The organism is Bacillus sp. DX3.1 (assembly GCF_030292155.1).
Taxonomy (GTDB): Bacteria; Bacillota; Bacilli; order Bacillales; family Bacillaceae_G; genus Bacillus_A.
In genome coordinates this window covers 3,818,035-3,832,481 of the sequence record NZ_CP128153.1, presented here as the reverse complement: position 1 = coordinate 3,832,481, position 14,447 = coordinate 3,818,035, and the positions used below count along the sequence as shown (strand labels likewise).

Below are 14,447 nucleotides of genomic sequence, written 5' to 3'. Positions count from 1 at the left end.
AGATACGAAAAAAACAGGCTTACGCAAGCCTGTTTTTTGTTTTATTTACATATGTTCCTAAAAATTGATCAACTGCAGCTTCATATTCTTGTTTATTTTCGTTATAAGAGCAAGCGTGTGCACCATGCTCTGCAATAAAGAGTTCTTTGTTATTTTCTTTTGCTTCATACAATGCTCTCGTCATATCACATAAAATGTAGTCATCTTCTTTACTATGAATAAAGAGCACTGGATTTTTTATATTTTTTACACAATCAATCGGAGAAACCTCGCGTAGTGTATAGCCATCACGAACTTTTAACAGGGCGTTTGCCAATGGTAATAGCGGCCATTTTGGCAGGTGGAACTCGACTTTTAAACGATGATGTAGCTGATCGTAAAAGTTGGAAAATGGACAATCAGCAATGTAAAAATCAGCGCCGTCTTCTACCATACCTGCGTATTGTAACAATGTCGCAGCTCCCATAGATTCCCCGTGAATACCGAGTGTAATATTCTTTCCAAAACGTTCTTTTAACCAATCGACTACAGTTTTTAGATCATACTTTTCATAGTAGCCATAACTTGTCGTTTTCCCACCGGTTTTACCGTGGCGACGATGATCATAAATAAACACGTTATATCCTCTGTTCAAAAATAAATTGGCATATTTGACAGAGTTTATTTTATTCACGGTTACACCGTGGCAAAAAATCATAAATTTATTAGAATTACCTGCAGAAATGTAGTATCCGTGAATGTCGTATCCGAATTGAGAAGGGATAAAGACTTCTTCTTTTGGAATAGATTCAAAATCTTCTACGCGAAAATGTTTTTTTGTTTCACGTTCTAAAATTTCTTCTTCTGATTTCTTCTTTAAGTACATCACTTTATTGGTAAAGAAAATGCCGATACCAATTAACGCTCCTAATATGGTTAGTAATGCTGTGAAAAATCGTTTCATACTTCAGCCTCCAAGTTACTCTACATATGATACACTTTTATTGTATCATAATGGCATAAAAAGGGAGAAGATGAAGCATGATTCAAGTGCAAAAAATAACAGTGGAAATGCGGGAAGTGATTTCACATTTTATGTGTGAAAACTGGGGGAGTACGCTGATGGTTTCACGGGGACAAGCACACCATTTAGAACAATTACCAGGTTTTGTTGCAATTGTAAATAACAGAATAATAGGAATTATCACATATAAAATAAAAAATAATTATTGTGAAATTGTTTCACTCGATAGTTTAGATGAGAAGAAAGGAATTGGCACGAAGCTTGTAGAGAATGTGATTGAAGTAGCAAGGGAACGGTTGTGTAAAAAAATATGGCTTATTACAACAAACGACAATACAAATGCACTCCGTTTTTATCAGAAGCGTGGTTTTGTGATGACAAACTTATATGTAGATGCGGTGAGGGCAGCGCGGCTGATCAAACCGGAAATTCCATTTGTTGGCTATGATGATATCGAAATCTTACATGAAATTCAATTAGATTTAAAGATATGTAAAGTTAATCGTTAAATATGGTGAAATAAAAATAAATAGGAAGTATTATTTTAACGACAATGATTACACCGCCTATGTTGAAAAAGACATTTATAGTGAAAGATAGACAAGTAAAACGAGAGAGAAGTGCTTAATAAGCGCTTCTTTTTTTATGTAACAATTTTCAGAAATATGAAATAATAACCTTGACGAATGTCAGATTTTGTTTTAGGTTTAAACTGTAAGCTATTACCATATTAAGGGGTGACGATGTGGCAACAATACGTGATGTTGCAAAATTGGCAGGTGTTTCAGTCGCAACCGTTTCACGAGTCATTAATGAAAAAGGATACGTACATGAAGATACAGTAAAACAAGTAAAACAAGCAATTGAAGAATTACAGTATAAGCCAAACGCAGTAGCGAAGGCATTGTTTAAAAAATCTTCGACAATGATTGCTATACTTGTATCAAATTTACAAGATCCATCGTATATAACCTTGCTTCGTTCGGTAGAAGAAGCTGCCTATAAAGAGGGCTATCAAATTGTTGTTTGCAACGTAGAAAATAAAAGTGGATACATAGATATACTTTTGCAAAATAATATTGCAGGAGTCATTATGACGAGAGAGGTATCTGCACACCTAGACGAGCTTTCTATTCCATTTATTGTACTGGAGATGGAAGAACAGCAAGTTGCCTCTACGTATTATGAAAGTGCTAGAAAGGCTGTTGTTTTATTAAAAGAAAAAGGTTGCCATTTTGTAGCTTATATACAAGAAGAGGCAGAAGATGATGGAATGGAAGAGCACGTATCGGGTTTTTTAGATGCCGTTTGGGATGAACAAATTGCTTATCGGGAAGAACAAATAACAGTTCATGAGGAACAGAGAGAAAGAGAAATCATCGAAATATTACGGAAGCATCCTTATATAGAAGGCATTGTAGCTTCTAGTGATGCTGTTGCGATTGCGGCAATTCGTGCGGCAAAATCTCTTGGCATTCATATACCAAAGCAATTACAAGTGATTGGTTTTAAAGGGAGCTTGCAAGGTGAGTGGATTACTCCCTCTTTGACAACAATCGGAAGTTCTATTGGTAATCAAGGAACAATTGCAGTGCAGAAGCTGATGGAGAAAATAAAGAAGAAACAAGTAAGACGTGAGGAACTGGAAAATGATTTTATCTTAATTGAGCGTGAATCTACAAAGTAAAAGGTGCGTCTGTGAAACGCACCTTTTTTTATAGAGTGCTTTTCGTGAAATGTAAAAGGTATATAAATACAAATTAAAAAACCGAAATAAAACCCTTCTTTTTAGGTGGGAGAGAGCATCCGGCCATGCATAGAAGCGGTCAGATCCTTTTCCTACCCCATGCTAAATGAAAACAAAGAGAGAAAACGAGTGCAGGTTACCTTTTGTTATCCATAGCCGTGGCTATATGTCGAAAAATCAAAATGGATTTATATAGTAATGGTTGTTACACGTGTGAAAAGGTTAACTCTTTTTTTATAGAGCATAAAGTGCTTGCAAAAAGTTTATGTTCTTCTAAATTTGGAGAATGAGCTGAGTTTGGGAACCAAATCATTTTTTTTATCGGTGCTTGAATCATATCGCAATATTGCTGTACAAGTGCATAAGGTGTTTGATAGTCGTAACGGCCAGAACAAAAATAAACGGGTACGGAAAGATTTGAGATTGTAGAAAAGAAATCCACTGTGAGCATTTCCTCCCACAATGTCCCTGATTTTATATTTCCTGCGAGAAACTTTAACCAATCTAGCCATGTATATTCAGAAGAAAGTAGCCCTTTTCGAATAAAAGAAAACGAAGTTCCACTTTGAACCGCACCACCAAATGTACCAAGCCATCTTCTTTGAATGATAAGACGCCGCATATCTAAAAACGGAGGCTTGCCTAGTTTTGTTAGAGAAGTCAATGCTCGTGCGTGTCCATGTTTTTTTGCAGAATGAATTAAATGTTGATACAACAATTCTTCGTTTTGTTTCATATGTACAATCTGTCCGATTCCAATATATGCTTCTATGTACTTTGGATATTTATTTGCTATTTGTAGACCAATAATACTTCCCCAAGAATGACCAGCGAGAAATAATTTTTGTTTTTTAAACCGAGAAAGTAGATATTGAATGATTTCATGAGCGTCTGAAACAAATTGTTCAATTGTGAATGGTGTGTTTATATCACGCCATGAAAAGGATTTGCCAGCTCCGCGCTGATCCCAATTTACAACGATAAAATGTTTTTCTAAGGTTTCCTGAAAATGACGAATAAATCCAATTTGTGCCATGCCAGGACCGCCGTGACAGCATAATAAAATAGGTTGATTCACGTCTTGACCACGTATGAGTAGAGCTTGTTTACGATTGTTAATCGTAACGTTTTCTATCGTGGTGACGCTATTAGGAATTGGATTCTTCTCTTTGTTGTAAAAGGAAGGAGTGCGACTACGGAAAAGCATAAAAAAACCTCCTTTTCTTAAATGGTGTGCACTGCACAGTGCTGTAATTTCAGCATATACTGTTAAAAAATTATTGTATCATAACATGCCGATCTAATTTCAAGTATGTAAGCTCAGAAAGGGGGGAGGAAGTGACAATTGGAGAAATTATAGATCGTTTAAATAAACGTGAACCACTTGCAATGATTGCTAAACGTCTCGAAATGAGCCCATATACATTGTCGAAAAAGCTAAGGATGATTGGATACGAATATAACGGTGAGAAAAAGAAACGAATATTTATTGGGGAAGGAGAAGAGCCGCGCCATTTATATCTTCAAGAAGCTACCGCGCTTCAATATGTAAAAACGGATTATCAAGCACTCATTTATGAACAACTGCAGAACATTTATGAGTTGCTCCGAAAAAGAGAGGCCCCCTTTATAGCGAAAACGGAAAAAAGTGGTGAAAAAAAGAAGCGTACTTTCTCTATATGTACGGAAATTTTAGAGCAATTGGACATTTTGTCGCAGGCAAGAGGTGTTTATAAATCAAAAATTGTGGAAGAAGCTTTAATAGAGTTTATACAAAAATATGCAGAGATACATGATGTAAAAGATAAATAAAAGAGAGAAGTGAAGAAGCTTCTCTCTTTTTTGGTGTGTGAATAATCAATTCAGCCTTTGAATCCTTCCCTCAATCGTAGCTTCGATTGGGCCTTTTGATTGCTTTACATAATCTACGAAAGCATCAAGGTCAGTTGGGCCAACTTCTGTATTTTTAGCATTCGTAAAGGAAGTGAATCCATCACCGCCAGAAGCAAGGAATGCATTTGCCACAACACTATAAGTATGAGTATCTACTAGAGCTTCACCGTTTCCTAGTGTGATATGGCTCACTTTTTCACCAGTAGGTTTACTATTATCCCATGTATATTGAATACCAGAAATTTGAAGCATTCTTGTTTTATCCTTTTGCCATTGTTGGTTTAAAATGTCGCGAATATCTTTTCCAGTTAGCGTAAGTTTCATTAATTGGTTTCCAAATGGTTGAATAGCAAATAATTCTCCCCATGTAATATCTCCTGCATCTAAATCATTTCGAATACCACCTGGATTCATAAGAGCGATGTTTCCATCCATTGTTTTGCGCTGTGCATCAGCAATTAAATTACCAAGCGCTGATTCGCCAGCAGAATTTTGGTTGCGAGTTAATGGGGCCGTTGCAGTTCCTACAACTTCATTGATGAGCGGTGCGATTTTTTCAGCATATTGTTCTACTTTACTCTTAATTTGTGGATCCGGTTCTATTCCTTCATGGAATGTTGTAACAACTTCCGCTTTTTTCTCTACGATATCTTTCGTCTTACGATCGATTTTCATATCAACATCGGCAAAAGCCATTCCATAAGAATTTGCTTGTACGATGAGTTTATTATGAATTGTCCCGTTCACATAAGTATGACTATGACCACCGAAAATAACATCTACCTCAGAATCTGTTCCTTCTGCTAAGCGAACGAGATCCCCCTCTGTTACTCCAGTTTCATCTGTAATACCCGCATTATGCGCAAGTACAACAATGGATTTGACGCCAAGTCTTTTCAGTTGTTTTGCAGACTTATTAATCGCTTCTACTTCATCGGTGAATTGTACATTTTTCAATAAAGAAGGCATAACGATATTTGGTGTATCTGTTGTTACAACACCGATAAACCCTACTGGAACTCCGTCAATCATTTTTACTGTAAACGGTGGTAAAAATAACCGTCCAGTTGATTTATTATAAACATTGGCAGCGACATAAGGGAAATTAGCTCCTTTAAAGTCACCAGTTTTTTCATGATAACCTCCATAGATAAGGCGGCGTAATTCATCCATACCTTCGTCAAATTCATGGTTTCCAACAGTTCCAACATCAAAACCTAAATCATTTAAAAATTCAATCGTTGGTTCATCTTGTAATAGTGCAGAAATCGGAGGACTTGCTCCGACGGCATCACCGGCGTGAACAAGCAATGTATTGGGATTTTGTTTTTCACGATCTCGTAAATAGGCTGCTAAGTAGTCGGCGCCGCCTGCTTCTTTGTTATTAATTTGTTTTACGGTGTCTAATTGGCCATGAAAATCGTTAATACCGAGCATTTGCACGTTAATATAACGGTCTTGTTGATGAGGTGTCTGAGATGGAGGTGCGGCGAATACGGTTGAAAACGTAATTGTACTAAAAACAGCAACTGCAGGAATTACTTTTTTCCACATAACTTTCGCTCCCTTTTTATATAAATACAAATTAAAAAAACGACATAAAACCCTTCTTTTTAGGTGGGAGAGAGCATTCGGTCATGCATAGAAGCGGTCAAATCCTTTTCCTACCCAGACATAGTGAAAACAAAGAGAGAAAACGAGTGCAGGTGACCTTTTGTTATCCATAGCCGCGGCTTATATGTCGAAAAATCAAAATGGATTTATATAGAATCTAATATCATACGACATTATTTTAATAGATTAATAGAATTATTTCCATTAAAATTCAATTTATTATAAAAATTAATAAAATATTATTCTTTTCTTTACATTTGTACAAATTTGCAATAGTAGAAAATGGAGATCGATTATTGACTTTTTTATTGTCGAGAGTCTACTATTTCCCCTATAATGGAGAAAAAAGTAAAAGGTGAGCAGTATGAAGAAAAAGAAACAAAGACAAATGCAAAGACAAACACAAACAAATCAAACAGAAAAAGATGCAATTACGATTGGTGATCAACTGAATGAGGCGTTAATGCATCAATTAAAGAGCAAGAAGAAAGAATTGCAAGTGAGAGAAGAACAAAAAGAAGTGGAAGAAATAGAAAGAAAGCGCAAAGAGCAGCGTGAACGTGAGAAAAATAAATCGTTTGAAGAGCTGTTAAGTGAAAGTAGTCTTACTTGGAAAGACTTTAAATAAGTGTTAAAAAATCATCAGGAGAAATCTCTTGATGATTTTTTAAATGCTTTGAAGAATAAATAGGTTAGAGAAAAGGGGATTGGGATGAGAAAAATTGAAGTGGTACCGTATGAAAATCATTGGACAGAAAAGTTTCACCAAGAAGCAAAGCGCTTAAAAGAAGCAATGCCAGAACCTGTTAAAGTACATCATATCGGTAGTACATCTGTTCCTGGGTTAGCGGCAAAGCCAATTGTGGATATGATTATGGAAGTAAAGCAGATTGAACGAATAGATCAGTGGAGTGAATATTTTAGAGAGCTAGGGTACACACCAAAGGGGGAAAACGGTATTTCAGGTCGCCGCTTTTTTATTCATGGAACAGAAGAAAATCGATCGTATCATTTACATATCTTTGAAACAGGAAATCCAGAAATCATACGTCACTTAGCATTTCGTGATTTCATGATGGCGCACTGTGAAGAAGCAGAAGCGTATGCGACGTTAAAGCGAGAGCTGGCAGAGAGATTTGCATATAATGCGGAGCAATATGTCGAGGGAAAAGATGAGTTTGTTCGTAATATAGATGAAAAAGCAAAAGAGTGGATGGGAAATAACGTGAGCGAGTAAGCACGTGTTATTTTTCATTCGTCAGCGGAAGTAGCTGAATTTTTTACGGAGTATAATCGTAGTGAATCTCTATAAAAATATTATGTAAACTAGGTGTATCTTTTGACTTTTTATTTTTTTCTTGTTCAAATAAAGTGATGGTTATTGAAAACGAATGGCATCTGCTTGCATGTAAGGTGCAAGGTAGAAGAAGGAGGAACTGTTATGAATATTCCAACAACTACGCTTCATAATGGCGTGAAAATGCCAATGCTCGGTTTAGGCGTGTATAAAGCGCAAGAAGGTGAAGAAGTAAAGCGAGCGGTGAAAAAAGCTTTAGAGGTTGGTTATCGTTCCATTGATACAGCTACTGTATATGAAAATGAAAGCGGTGTCGGAGAAGCAATTCGTGAATCCGGGATTGCACGTGAAGAACTTTTTATTACAACAAAAGTATGGAATGATGACCAAGGGTATGAAACAACGCTTCAAGCATTTGAAAGAAGTTTAGAAAAGCTGCAAATGGATTATGTGGACCTATATTTAATTCACTGGCCTATACGTGGAAAATACGTAGATACATATCGTGCTCTTGAAAAGCTATATGAAGAAGGAAAAGTACGTGCAATTGGCGTTTCTAACTTTCATCAGCACCATTTAGAACAGTTGTTGCCCAATTGTAACGTGAAGCCGATGGTGAACCAAGTAGAACTTCATCCAATGCTTGCACAGTTTGAGCTGCGTAATTTTTGTCAAAATGAACAAATTCAAATGGAAGCATGGAGTCCGTTAATGAGAGGTGGGGAAGTATTTCAGCATCCAATTATTCAAGAAATTGCTGGGAAATATGGAAAAACACCTGCACAGATTATTTTACGTTGGGATATTCAAAGTGGTATTGTTACGATTCCAAAGTCTGTTACAGCCTCTCGCATTGAAGAAAACTTTACTATTTTTGACTTCTCGCTAACAGAAGAAGAGATAAAGCAAATTGACACACTTAATCGTAATAAACATGTTGGGACAAATCCTGATAAATACGACACAATGTAAAAAAGAGCTACCGAAGGGTAGCTCTTTTTAACGATGCAGTGCATATGTGTCACGTTTTACAACGGATTGAATACGCTCATACTCTTCAGTTGTTAGCGGCGTGCGATTTCCAGCTTGTACGTTTTCACGCAGTTGCTGGGCGGAACTAGCACCTGGAATAACAGCAGCAACAGCCCGATCATGTAAACAATATTGAATAGCCGTCTCTGTTAAGGAACGTTTTTTAGTAATCTCTTTGACAGCAGTTACTGCTTTTGTTAACTCGTCGTAATTATAGGAAAGGTAGTTTTTTTCTTTCACTTTTTCTAGCTTTCTTTCATTGTTGTCAGTTAACAAACCTTTCGCAAGTGGGCCGCGAGCAATAACGCTAATTTGATGCTCCTGAAACAGCGAAAACCATTCTTCTGGCCTGCGATTTAATAGACTATACTCCATTAATACGCTAACGATACTAGAACGCTTTGCATATTCACGAATGACATTTGGACGAATAGAAGAAATGCCATAATACCGAATGATACCTTCTTGTTTTAATTCTTCAAATGCTTCAATGGTTTCATCGATATGATCTTCAATTGTACCGCCGTGTAATTGATATAAATCAATATAATCTGTTTGCAAGCGGCGTAAGCTTTCTTTTACTTCCTCTTTTATGTAGGCTTTAGAAGGGTCCCAAGACCATCCATTTTTATCCGTTGTCCAGCGGTTTCCTACTTTCGTAGTGAGAACAATTTGATCACGTTTCCCCCGAAGTGCTTTGCCAACAAATTCTTCATTTTGGCCATAGTTGTACAAGTCTGCTGTATCTAAAAAGTTAATTCCTAAATCAATTGCTTCATCAATGATACGGATGGCCTCTGTTTCATTGGTGCCGAGAGACATACAACCTAGTCCCATTTCAGTAACATATAAATCTGAGTTTCCTAATTGTCGTTTGTTCATAGGTCAACCTCCTTACTCTTATTGTACGAGAGCGTAAAGAGGTTGACAAACAGTTTACTTCTCGTTACCTGTTATCCAGTCTTGAACAGTGTGATATCGTTTTTCATATTGTTTGAGTGCATGTCTAATTTGCCAAGCTTTGCCGACCAGTGTGATACGATTTGACAAAATATAAACCTTCATTTTTATCACGCTCCTTTCAATGTGGTAAAATGTATGAAGAACGATTAGGAAATAGAACAAGGAGATGAAGTCTTGTGAGTAATCTTGCAGAGAGAACGATTGCAACTGAACCGATTTTTGATGGAAGAGTCATTAAAGTTCGTGTTGATGAAGTAGTATTACCAAATGGAGAAATAAGTAAACGTGAAATTGTAAATCATCCTGGCGCAGTTGCAATTATTGCTGTTACAGATGAAGGAAAGATTGTACTTGTCGAGCAATACCGCAAAGCGTTGGAAAAAGAGATTGTCGAAATTCCAGCTGGGAAACTAGAACCAGGGGAAAAACCAGAAATAACTGCGGTTCGTGAGTTGGAAGAGGAAACAGGTTATGTGTGTGACAGCATGGAATTTGTTACATCGTTTTATACATCACCTGGTTTTGCGGACGAAATTTTGTATGTATATAAAGCAACAGGATTAAAGAAAAAAGAAGATAAAGCAGCTTTAGATGAAGATGAGTTTGTGGAATTAATGGAATTGTCATTGGAAGAAGCAATTTCACTTATGCAAGAACAACGTATTCATGATGCGAAGACGATATTTGCACTACAATATTTACAATTGCAAAAATAAACACTCGCCTAAGGCGAGTGTTTTAATTAATTTTGGCATATACACGTGTGTCGCGTAAGCTACCGTCTAGAGCAAGAAAGTCATTTTCTAATGTACCTTCTAAAATAAACTCAAGACGTTCTGCTAAGGCACATGCATTTGCATTTGTAGCGTCACAGCGAATTTCGATGCGTCTAGAACCAAGTTTGTCGAAAGCGAACTGAACAGCACCTTTCAATGCTTCTGTCATATAACCTTGTTTTGTATAAGAACTATGCAGCCAGAAGGTGACAGAAAACTTTGGAATATCCCAGTTTTCTGGATGAAGAGTAAGGGCCCCGATAAATGTACCCGTTACTTTATCGTATAAGTGGAAAGCTAAAGTTTCACGAAGTAAAAATTGTCCGTGTGCTTTTCTAACCGCTTCCTCGGCAGTTTCTTCTGTTTCGGATGTAATTGGCATCCAAGGTTGTAAGTCTTCTAAAGAAGTTTGAATTGCTTCATATACTTCTGTTCCATCGCCTGGGAACGGTTTACGTACTTGCAGGCGCTCAGTTTGAAATAATGTTGGAAAATCTAATAATAATGGTTTCAAGAAAAATCCCTCCTATTCTCTACTTTTAAGTTTAGCAAAGTAGAGCAGAATTTCAATGTTAATTCGTCATACTTTTTTCTTTCTTTCATACATTTTAGTAAGAGTGTGAACGGAGGGAAGAAAAATGTTACGAAAATCAACTTGGCAAGATCGTATAATCTCTCATATACAAGAAAATTCTTCACTATACGTATTTGTTTCTGTCTTGTTATTAATGGGCGTTGTATTTGGCGCGATTCTTGTAAATAGTTTGCAGGTAAATCAAAAGCAAGATTTGTCTTTTTACTTGAGCCGCTTTTTTGGACAAGTTTCCAAAGGGGAATTTGCAAATGCTGGTGAAATGTTTCAAGAAAGTTACTTTTCTCAATTGAAATATATTGGATTTATTTGGATTTTAGGCATTTCTATTATTGGATTACCACTTATTTTTATTTTATTATTTCTAAAAGGTGTTGTCGTTGGATTTACAGTAGGCTTTTTAGTCAGTCAGCACGGTTGGAATGGATTGTTGTTAGCATTTGTATCTGTGTTGCCGCAAAACTTAATCATTATTCCAACGTTTCTTGTGATGACGACAATTGCCGCAAGTTTTTCCTTACGAATGATAAGGCATCAATTTATTCGAAAAGTAAATGAATCACTATTGCCAATGTTAATTCGCTACACTTGTTTTTTTCTTATCATCGGTATTGTGTTAGCGATTGCTTCTAGTATAGAAGCGTATGCTTCACCAGTTTTAATGAAAGAAGTCGTGGAGACTATTAATAAAAAATAAATACTACTTGAGAATAACTATCAAGTTATTTTGATTGTTTTTTCTTTTGACAGTAGCCCTTCTTCTGATATAATGGTGTAAGAGTGGCGAGGAGGGAGTAGTACCGAATGGAAGAAAGAATTGAACGAATTAAGAAGCAATTACATGCAGCGAGCTATAAATTAACACCACAACGTGAAGCAACAGTTCGTGTGCTGCTAGAAAATGAAGAAGATCATTTAAGCGCAGAAGATGTTTACCTCCTTGTAAAAGAAAAGTCGCCAGAGATCGGACTTGCAACCGTCTATCGAACTTTGGAGTTATTATCCGAGTTAAAAGTTGTCGATAAGATTAACTTCGGTGACGGTGTTTCACGCTATGACTTACGTCAAGAAGGTGCACAGCGTTTCCATCATCATTTAATTTGTACACAATGCGGTGCTGTACAAGAAATCCAAGAAGATCTACTCGGTGAAGTAGAGAAAAAAGTAGAACGAGACTGGAGCTTTAAAGTAAAAGACCACCGTTTGACTTTCCATGGAATCTGTAAAAATTGTCAAGAAAATGAAACGAATGAAAAATAACCTTTTCCTATTTAGCTAGGGAGAGGTTTTTTATTTGAATCTAGGTATAAATCATAGAGAGCTTGGCATATGTTGTAATAACATATATTTTGGAGGAGTTTACAATGCGCCGAGCTCTGAAGCTGACTTTTGATGGAATGAAAGTATTTTTATTATTTACGGGTTGTACGATTATGTTTTATTTCGCTATACTATGGGTAAATGAAGAATATGAGAGTTATCATCGTTATGAAAAACCAAAAGAAGAGACAGTAGAAAAAGTATCAGGGAATGAAGAACCGGCAAAAGATGCTTTTGTAAATAGAATAATTTTTTTCTATGAAAATGGGGAGTAGTGTAGATTGGAAGATCAATTAAAAGATTTTATTCATTATATGGTTGTCGAAAAAGGACTAGCAAAAAATACGATTGTATCATATGAGCGAGATTTGAAAAGTTATATGAAATATTTACAACATGTCGAGCAAATAAAAACATATCATGAGGTAACACGGATACACATTGTGAATTTTTTGCAGTATTTAAAAGAGAACGGGAAATCATCAAAAACACTAGCTCGTCATATTGCGTCCATACGCTCGTTTCATCAGTTTTTATTACGTGAACGAGTGGTTGAACATGATCCATCTGTACATATTGAAACACCTCAAGGCGAGCGGAAGTTACCGAAAGTGTTGTCGGTAAGTGAGGTAGAAGCGTTACTACAAACGCCAAAAGAGACAAGTGCATTTGGTATCCGTGATAAAGCGATGCTAGAGTTATTGTATGCCACGGGACTCCGTGTTTCGGAATTAATTGCATTGAATTTAGATGATGTTCATTTAACAATGGGATTTGTTCGCTGCATTGGGAAAGGAAATAAAGAGAGAATCATTCCTCTTGGAAGTTTAGCAACAGAAGCAATTCAACGTTATATTGAAAAAGGAAGAACAGAACTGCTAGGAAAAAAAACTGTAGATGCACTTTTTTTAAACCATCATGGTAATCGCTTATCCCGTCAAGGTTTTTGGAAAATTTTAAAACGACTAGCGAAAGAAGCAAATATTGCAAAAGAACTTACGCCGCATACACTCCGTCATTCTTTTGCAACGCACTTATTAGAAAATGGCGCGGACTTGCGTGCTGTACAAGAAATGCTTGGACATGTAGATATTTCAACGACGCAAATTTATACGCATGTTTCAAAAACTAGATTAAAAGATGTATATAAACAGTTTCACCCGAGAGCATAGTCCCAGCTATGCTCTTTTATTATTTGAAAATATAAATCACAATGCACTTCACAAAAACTTCACAAACATTTCGTACATTGTTTTCAGCAAAAAGCTAGAATATGACTAGCCATTTCCTCTATACTAATGAAAGTATGAAGGGAGAAGTTATGATGAAAAAATTAGTAATTACTTTATTTATCGCGATGCTAGCATTAGCAGGCTGCAATACAAAAGCAGATGAACAGCCAAAAGAAAAGAAAAAGATTGAGGAAGTAAAGGTAGAAGTAAAAACAAACCCGAAAGAACTTAAGCCGAATGAAAAAGTAGAAGTACAGGCACTTGTTACACAAGGGAAAGAAAACGTAACAGATGCCGATGATGTGAAATTTGAAATCTGGAAAGATGGCGAAGAAAAACATGAAATGTTAAACGGGAAGCATAAAGGTAAAGGGGTTTATGCGGTAGATAAAACATTCCCATCCGACGGTGTGTATCATGTTATCGCACATACAAATGCACGTGAAATGCACGTGATGCCAGAAGTAAAAGTGGCTGTAGGTAATGCGAAAGTAGAAGATACGAAAAAAGAAAGCGGTGGACATGAAGCAGGCCATGGTGATCATAAAAGCGACACGATGATTCATCTTATGGCGGGCGATGTCAAAGCAAATGCTGAATCTACAATGAAAGTACATTTAAAACAAAAAGATGCGGCGTTAACTGGTGCTGAAGTACAACTTGAAATTTCGAAAGACGGAGTAGCAAAGCATGAATTTATTCCAGCTAAGGAAGGTAATCAAGGCGAGTATGTAAGTACACATACTTTTAAAGAAGCTGGTGCGTATAAAGTGAAAGTTCATGTAAGAAAAGGTAAACTACACGAACATACAGACGAAACAGTAGAAGTAAAATAAGGAGTGGCTCTTAGAGCTGCTCTTTATTTTTATATAAGGAAATAAATAATAATTTCATTAGCACTTCGGTACAGAATGGATTACAATAGAAAATGTGAAAGAAAAAAGAATTTCTTCGAAAATCACTTAAAAAGAAAGCGTA

At 36.4% G+C, this 14,447-nt stretch carries 18 protein-coding genes; 12 read left to right on the top strand and 6 right to left on the bottom strand.

Annotated features, from left to right (window positions below; all coding sequences use genetic code 11):
• Positions 1 to 19 precede the first annotated feature (19 nt).
• On the bottom strand, positions 20 to 943 hold the full coding sequence (locus QRE67_RS19090) for an alpha/beta hydrolase (RefSeq protein WP_286121791.1): 924 nt from the start codon (positions 941 to 943) through the stop codon (positions 20 to 22).
• A gap of 77 nt (positions 944 to 1,020) precedes the next feature.
• Between QRE67_RS19090 and QRE67_RS19085 the strand changes: the two genes are divergently transcribed.
• Complete coding sequence (locus tag QRE67_RS19085) at positions 1,021 to 1,512, top strand: GNAT family N-acetyltransferase (protein ID WP_286121790.1); 492 nt, start codon at positions 1,021 to 1,023, stop codon at positions 1,510 to 1,512.
• A 236-nt stretch (positions 1,513 to 1,748) separates the two neighbouring features.
• Positions 1,749 to 2,690, top strand: a complete 942-nt coding sequence (locus tag QRE67_RS19080) for a LacI family DNA-binding transcriptional regulator (protein ID WP_286121788.1) — start codon at positions 1,749 to 1,751, stop codon at positions 2,688 to 2,690.
• 265 nt (positions 2,691 to 2,955) lie between these two features.
• Here QRE67_RS19080 and QRE67_RS19075 read toward each other — a convergent pair whose 3' ends face one another.
• Entirely contained in the window at positions 2,956 to 3,957 is a 1,002-nt protein-coding gene (locus tag QRE67_RS19075; protein ID WP_286121787.1) for an alpha/beta fold hydrolase, read from the bottom strand.
• Between the two features lie 131 nt (positions 3,958 to 4,088).
• Between QRE67_RS19075 and QRE67_RS19070 the strand changes: the two genes are divergently transcribed.
• Complete coding sequence (locus QRE67_RS19070) at positions 4,089 to 4,562, top strand: ribbon-helix-helix domain-containing protein (protein WP_286121786.1); 474 nt, start codon at positions 4,089 to 4,091, stop codon at positions 4,560 to 4,562.
• A 45-nt stretch (positions 4,563 to 4,607) separates the two neighbouring features.
• Here QRE67_RS19070 and QRE67_RS19065 read toward each other — a convergent pair whose 3' ends face one another.
• Complete coding sequence (locus QRE67_RS19065; protein WP_286121785.1) at positions 4,608 to 6,197, bottom strand: bifunctional metallophosphatase/5'-nucleotidase; 1,590 nt, start codon at positions 6,195 to 6,197, stop codon at positions 4,608 to 4,610.
• 424 nt (positions 6,198 to 6,621) lie between these two features.
• Between QRE67_RS19065 and QRE67_RS19060 the strand changes: the two genes are divergently transcribed.
• From QRE67_RS19060 to QRE67_RS19050, 3 genes are all read left to right on the top strand, one after another.
• Positions 6,622 to 6,885 carry a YqkE family protein gene (locus QRE67_RS19060; RefSeq protein ID WP_286121784.1) on the top strand — a complete coding sequence of 88 codons (264 nt, stop codon included), beginning with the start codon at positions 6,622 to 6,624 and terminating at the stop codon, positions 6,883 to 6,885.
• Between the two features lie 84 nt (positions 6,886 to 6,969).
• Positions 6,970 to 7,494 (top strand): GrpB family protein, encoded by a 525-nt coding sequence (locus tag QRE67_RS19055; protein ID WP_286121783.1) that lies wholly within the window; start codon positions 6,970 to 6,972, stop codon positions 7,492 to 7,494.
• 204 nt (positions 7,495 to 7,698) lie between these two features.
• On the top strand, positions 7,699 to 8,526 hold the full coding sequence (locus tag QRE67_RS19050) for an aldo/keto reductase (RefSeq protein ID WP_286121782.1): 828 nt from the start codon (positions 7,699 to 7,701) through the stop codon (positions 8,524 to 8,526).
• 27 nt (positions 8,527 to 8,553) lie between these two features.
• On the opposite strand, the gene QRE67_RS19045 is transcribed toward QRE67_RS19050, so the two are convergent.
• Both QRE67_RS19045 and mciZ read right to left on the bottom strand, forming a co-directional pair.
• Positions 8,554 to 9,468: an aldo/keto reductase gene (locus tag QRE67_RS19045; RefSeq protein ID WP_286121781.1), complete on the bottom strand. Its 915-nt coding sequence runs from the start codon at positions 9,466 to 9,468 to the stop codon at positions 8,554 to 8,556.
• A 54-nt stretch (positions 9,469 to 9,522) separates the two neighbouring features.
• Positions 9,523 to 9,651: a Z-ring formation inhibitor MciZ gene (mciZ, locus tag QRE67_RS19040; RefSeq protein ID WP_286121780.1), complete on the bottom strand. Its 129-nt coding sequence runs from the start codon at positions 9,649 to 9,651 to the stop codon at positions 9,523 to 9,525.
• Between the two features lie 74 nt (positions 9,652 to 9,725).
• On the opposite strand from mciZ, the gene QRE67_RS19035 reads away from it, so the two are divergent.
• Complete coding sequence (locus tag QRE67_RS19035) at positions 9,726 to 10,265, top strand: NUDIX domain-containing protein (RefSeq protein WP_286121779.1); 540 nt, start codon at positions 9,726 to 9,728, stop codon at positions 10,263 to 10,265.
• A gap of 22 nt (positions 10,266 to 10,287) precedes the next feature.
• Here QRE67_RS19035 and QRE67_RS19030 read toward each other — a convergent pair whose 3' ends face one another.
• Positions 10,288 to 10,839, bottom strand: a complete 552-nt coding sequence (locus QRE67_RS19030) for a GNAT family N-acetyltransferase (RefSeq protein WP_286121778.1) — start codon at positions 10,837 to 10,839, stop codon at positions 10,288 to 10,290.
• A 124-nt stretch (positions 10,840 to 10,963) separates the two neighbouring features.
• On the opposite strand from QRE67_RS19030, the gene spoIIM reads away from it, so the two are divergent.
• The 5 genes from spoIIM to QRE67_RS19005 all read left to right on the top strand — a co-directional run bounded on the left by spoIIM (position 10,964) and on the right by QRE67_RS19005 (position 14,305).
• On the top strand, positions 10,964 to 11,614 hold the full coding sequence (gene spoIIM / locus QRE67_RS19025; RefSeq protein ID WP_286121777.1) for a stage II sporulation protein M: 651 nt from the start codon (positions 10,964 to 10,966) through the stop codon (positions 11,612 to 11,614).
• A gap of 107 nt (positions 11,615 to 11,721) precedes the next feature.
• The gene (gene fur / locus QRE67_RS19020) at positions 11,722 to 12,177 is read left to right on the top strand and encodes a ferric iron uptake transcriptional regulator (RefSeq protein ID WP_017150998.1); all 456 of its coding nucleotides are present in this window, start codon (positions 11,722 to 11,724) and stop codon (positions 12,175 to 12,177) included.
• Between the two features lie 104 nt (positions 12,178 to 12,281).
• Positions 12,282 to 12,512 (top strand): YqzK family protein, encoded by a 231-nt coding sequence (locus tag QRE67_RS19015; RefSeq protein WP_286121776.1) that lies wholly within the window; start codon positions 12,282 to 12,284, stop codon positions 12,510 to 12,512.
• A 6-nt stretch (positions 12,513 to 12,518) separates the two neighbouring features.
• Positions 12,519 to 13,409 carry a site-specific tyrosine recombinase XerD gene (gene xerD, locus QRE67_RS19010; protein WP_286121775.1) on the top strand — a complete coding sequence of 297 codons (891 nt, stop codon included), beginning with the start codon at positions 12,519 to 12,521 and terminating at the stop codon, positions 13,407 to 13,409.
• Between the two features lie 149 nt (positions 13,410 to 13,558).
• Positions 13,559 to 14,305: a FixH family protein gene (locus tag QRE67_RS19005; RefSeq protein ID WP_286121774.1), complete on the top strand. Its 747-nt coding sequence runs from the start codon at positions 13,559 to 13,561 to the stop codon at positions 14,303 to 14,305.
• Positions 14,306 to 14,447: the final 142 nt, after the last annotated feature.

Bases quoted from the DNA above. Each gene is read 5' to 3' on its own strand.
- QRE67_RS19005 (WP_286121774.1), top strand. From the start codon at position 13,559: ATGATGAAAAAATTAGTAATTACTTTATTTATCGCGATGCTAGCATTA.
- spoIIM (WP_286121777.1), top strand. From the start codon at position 10,964: ATGTTACGAAAATCAACTTGGCAAGATCGTATAATCTCTCATATACAA.
- QRE67_RS19060 (WP_286121784.1), top strand. From the start codon at position 6,622: ATGAAGAAAAAGAAACAAAGACAAATGCAAAGACAAACACAAACAAAT.
- QRE67_RS19015 (WP_286121776.1), top strand. From the start codon at position 12,282: ATGCGCCGAGCTCTGAAGCTGACTTTTGATGGAATGAAAGTATTTTTA.
- fur (WP_017150998.1), top strand. From the start codon at position 11,722: ATGGAAGAAAGAATTGAACGAATTAAGAAGCAATTACATGCAGCGAGC.
- QRE67_RS19085 (WP_286121790.1), top strand. From the start codon at position 1,021: ATGATTCAAGTGCAAAAAATAACAGTGGAAATGCGGGAAGTGATTTCA.
- QRE67_RS19090 (WP_286121791.1), bottom strand. From the start codon at position 943: ATGAAACGATTTTTCACAGCATTACTAACCATATTAGGAGCGTTAATT.
- QRE67_RS19055 (WP_286121783.1), top strand. From the start codon at position 6,970: ATGAGAAAAATTGAAGTGGTACCGTATGAAAATCATTGGACAGAAAAG.
- QRE67_RS19050 (WP_286121782.1), top strand. From the start codon at position 7,699: ATGAATATTCCAACAACTACGCTTCATAATGGCGTGAAAATGCCAATG.
- QRE67_RS19065 (WP_286121785.1), bottom strand. From the start codon at position 6,197: ATGTGGAAAAAAGTAATTCCTGCAGTTGCTGTTTTTAGTACAATTACG.
- mciZ (WP_286121780.1), bottom strand. From the start codon at position 9,651: ATGAAGGTTTATATTTTGTCAAATCGTATCACACTGGTCGGCAAAGCT.
- QRE67_RS19075 (WP_286121787.1), bottom strand. From the start codon at position 3,957: ATGCTTTTCCGTAGTCGCACTCCTTCCTTTTACAACAAAGAGAAGAAT.
- QRE67_RS19045 (WP_286121781.1), bottom strand. From the start codon at position 9,468: ATGAACAAACGACAATTAGGAAACTCAGATTTATATGTTACTGAAATG.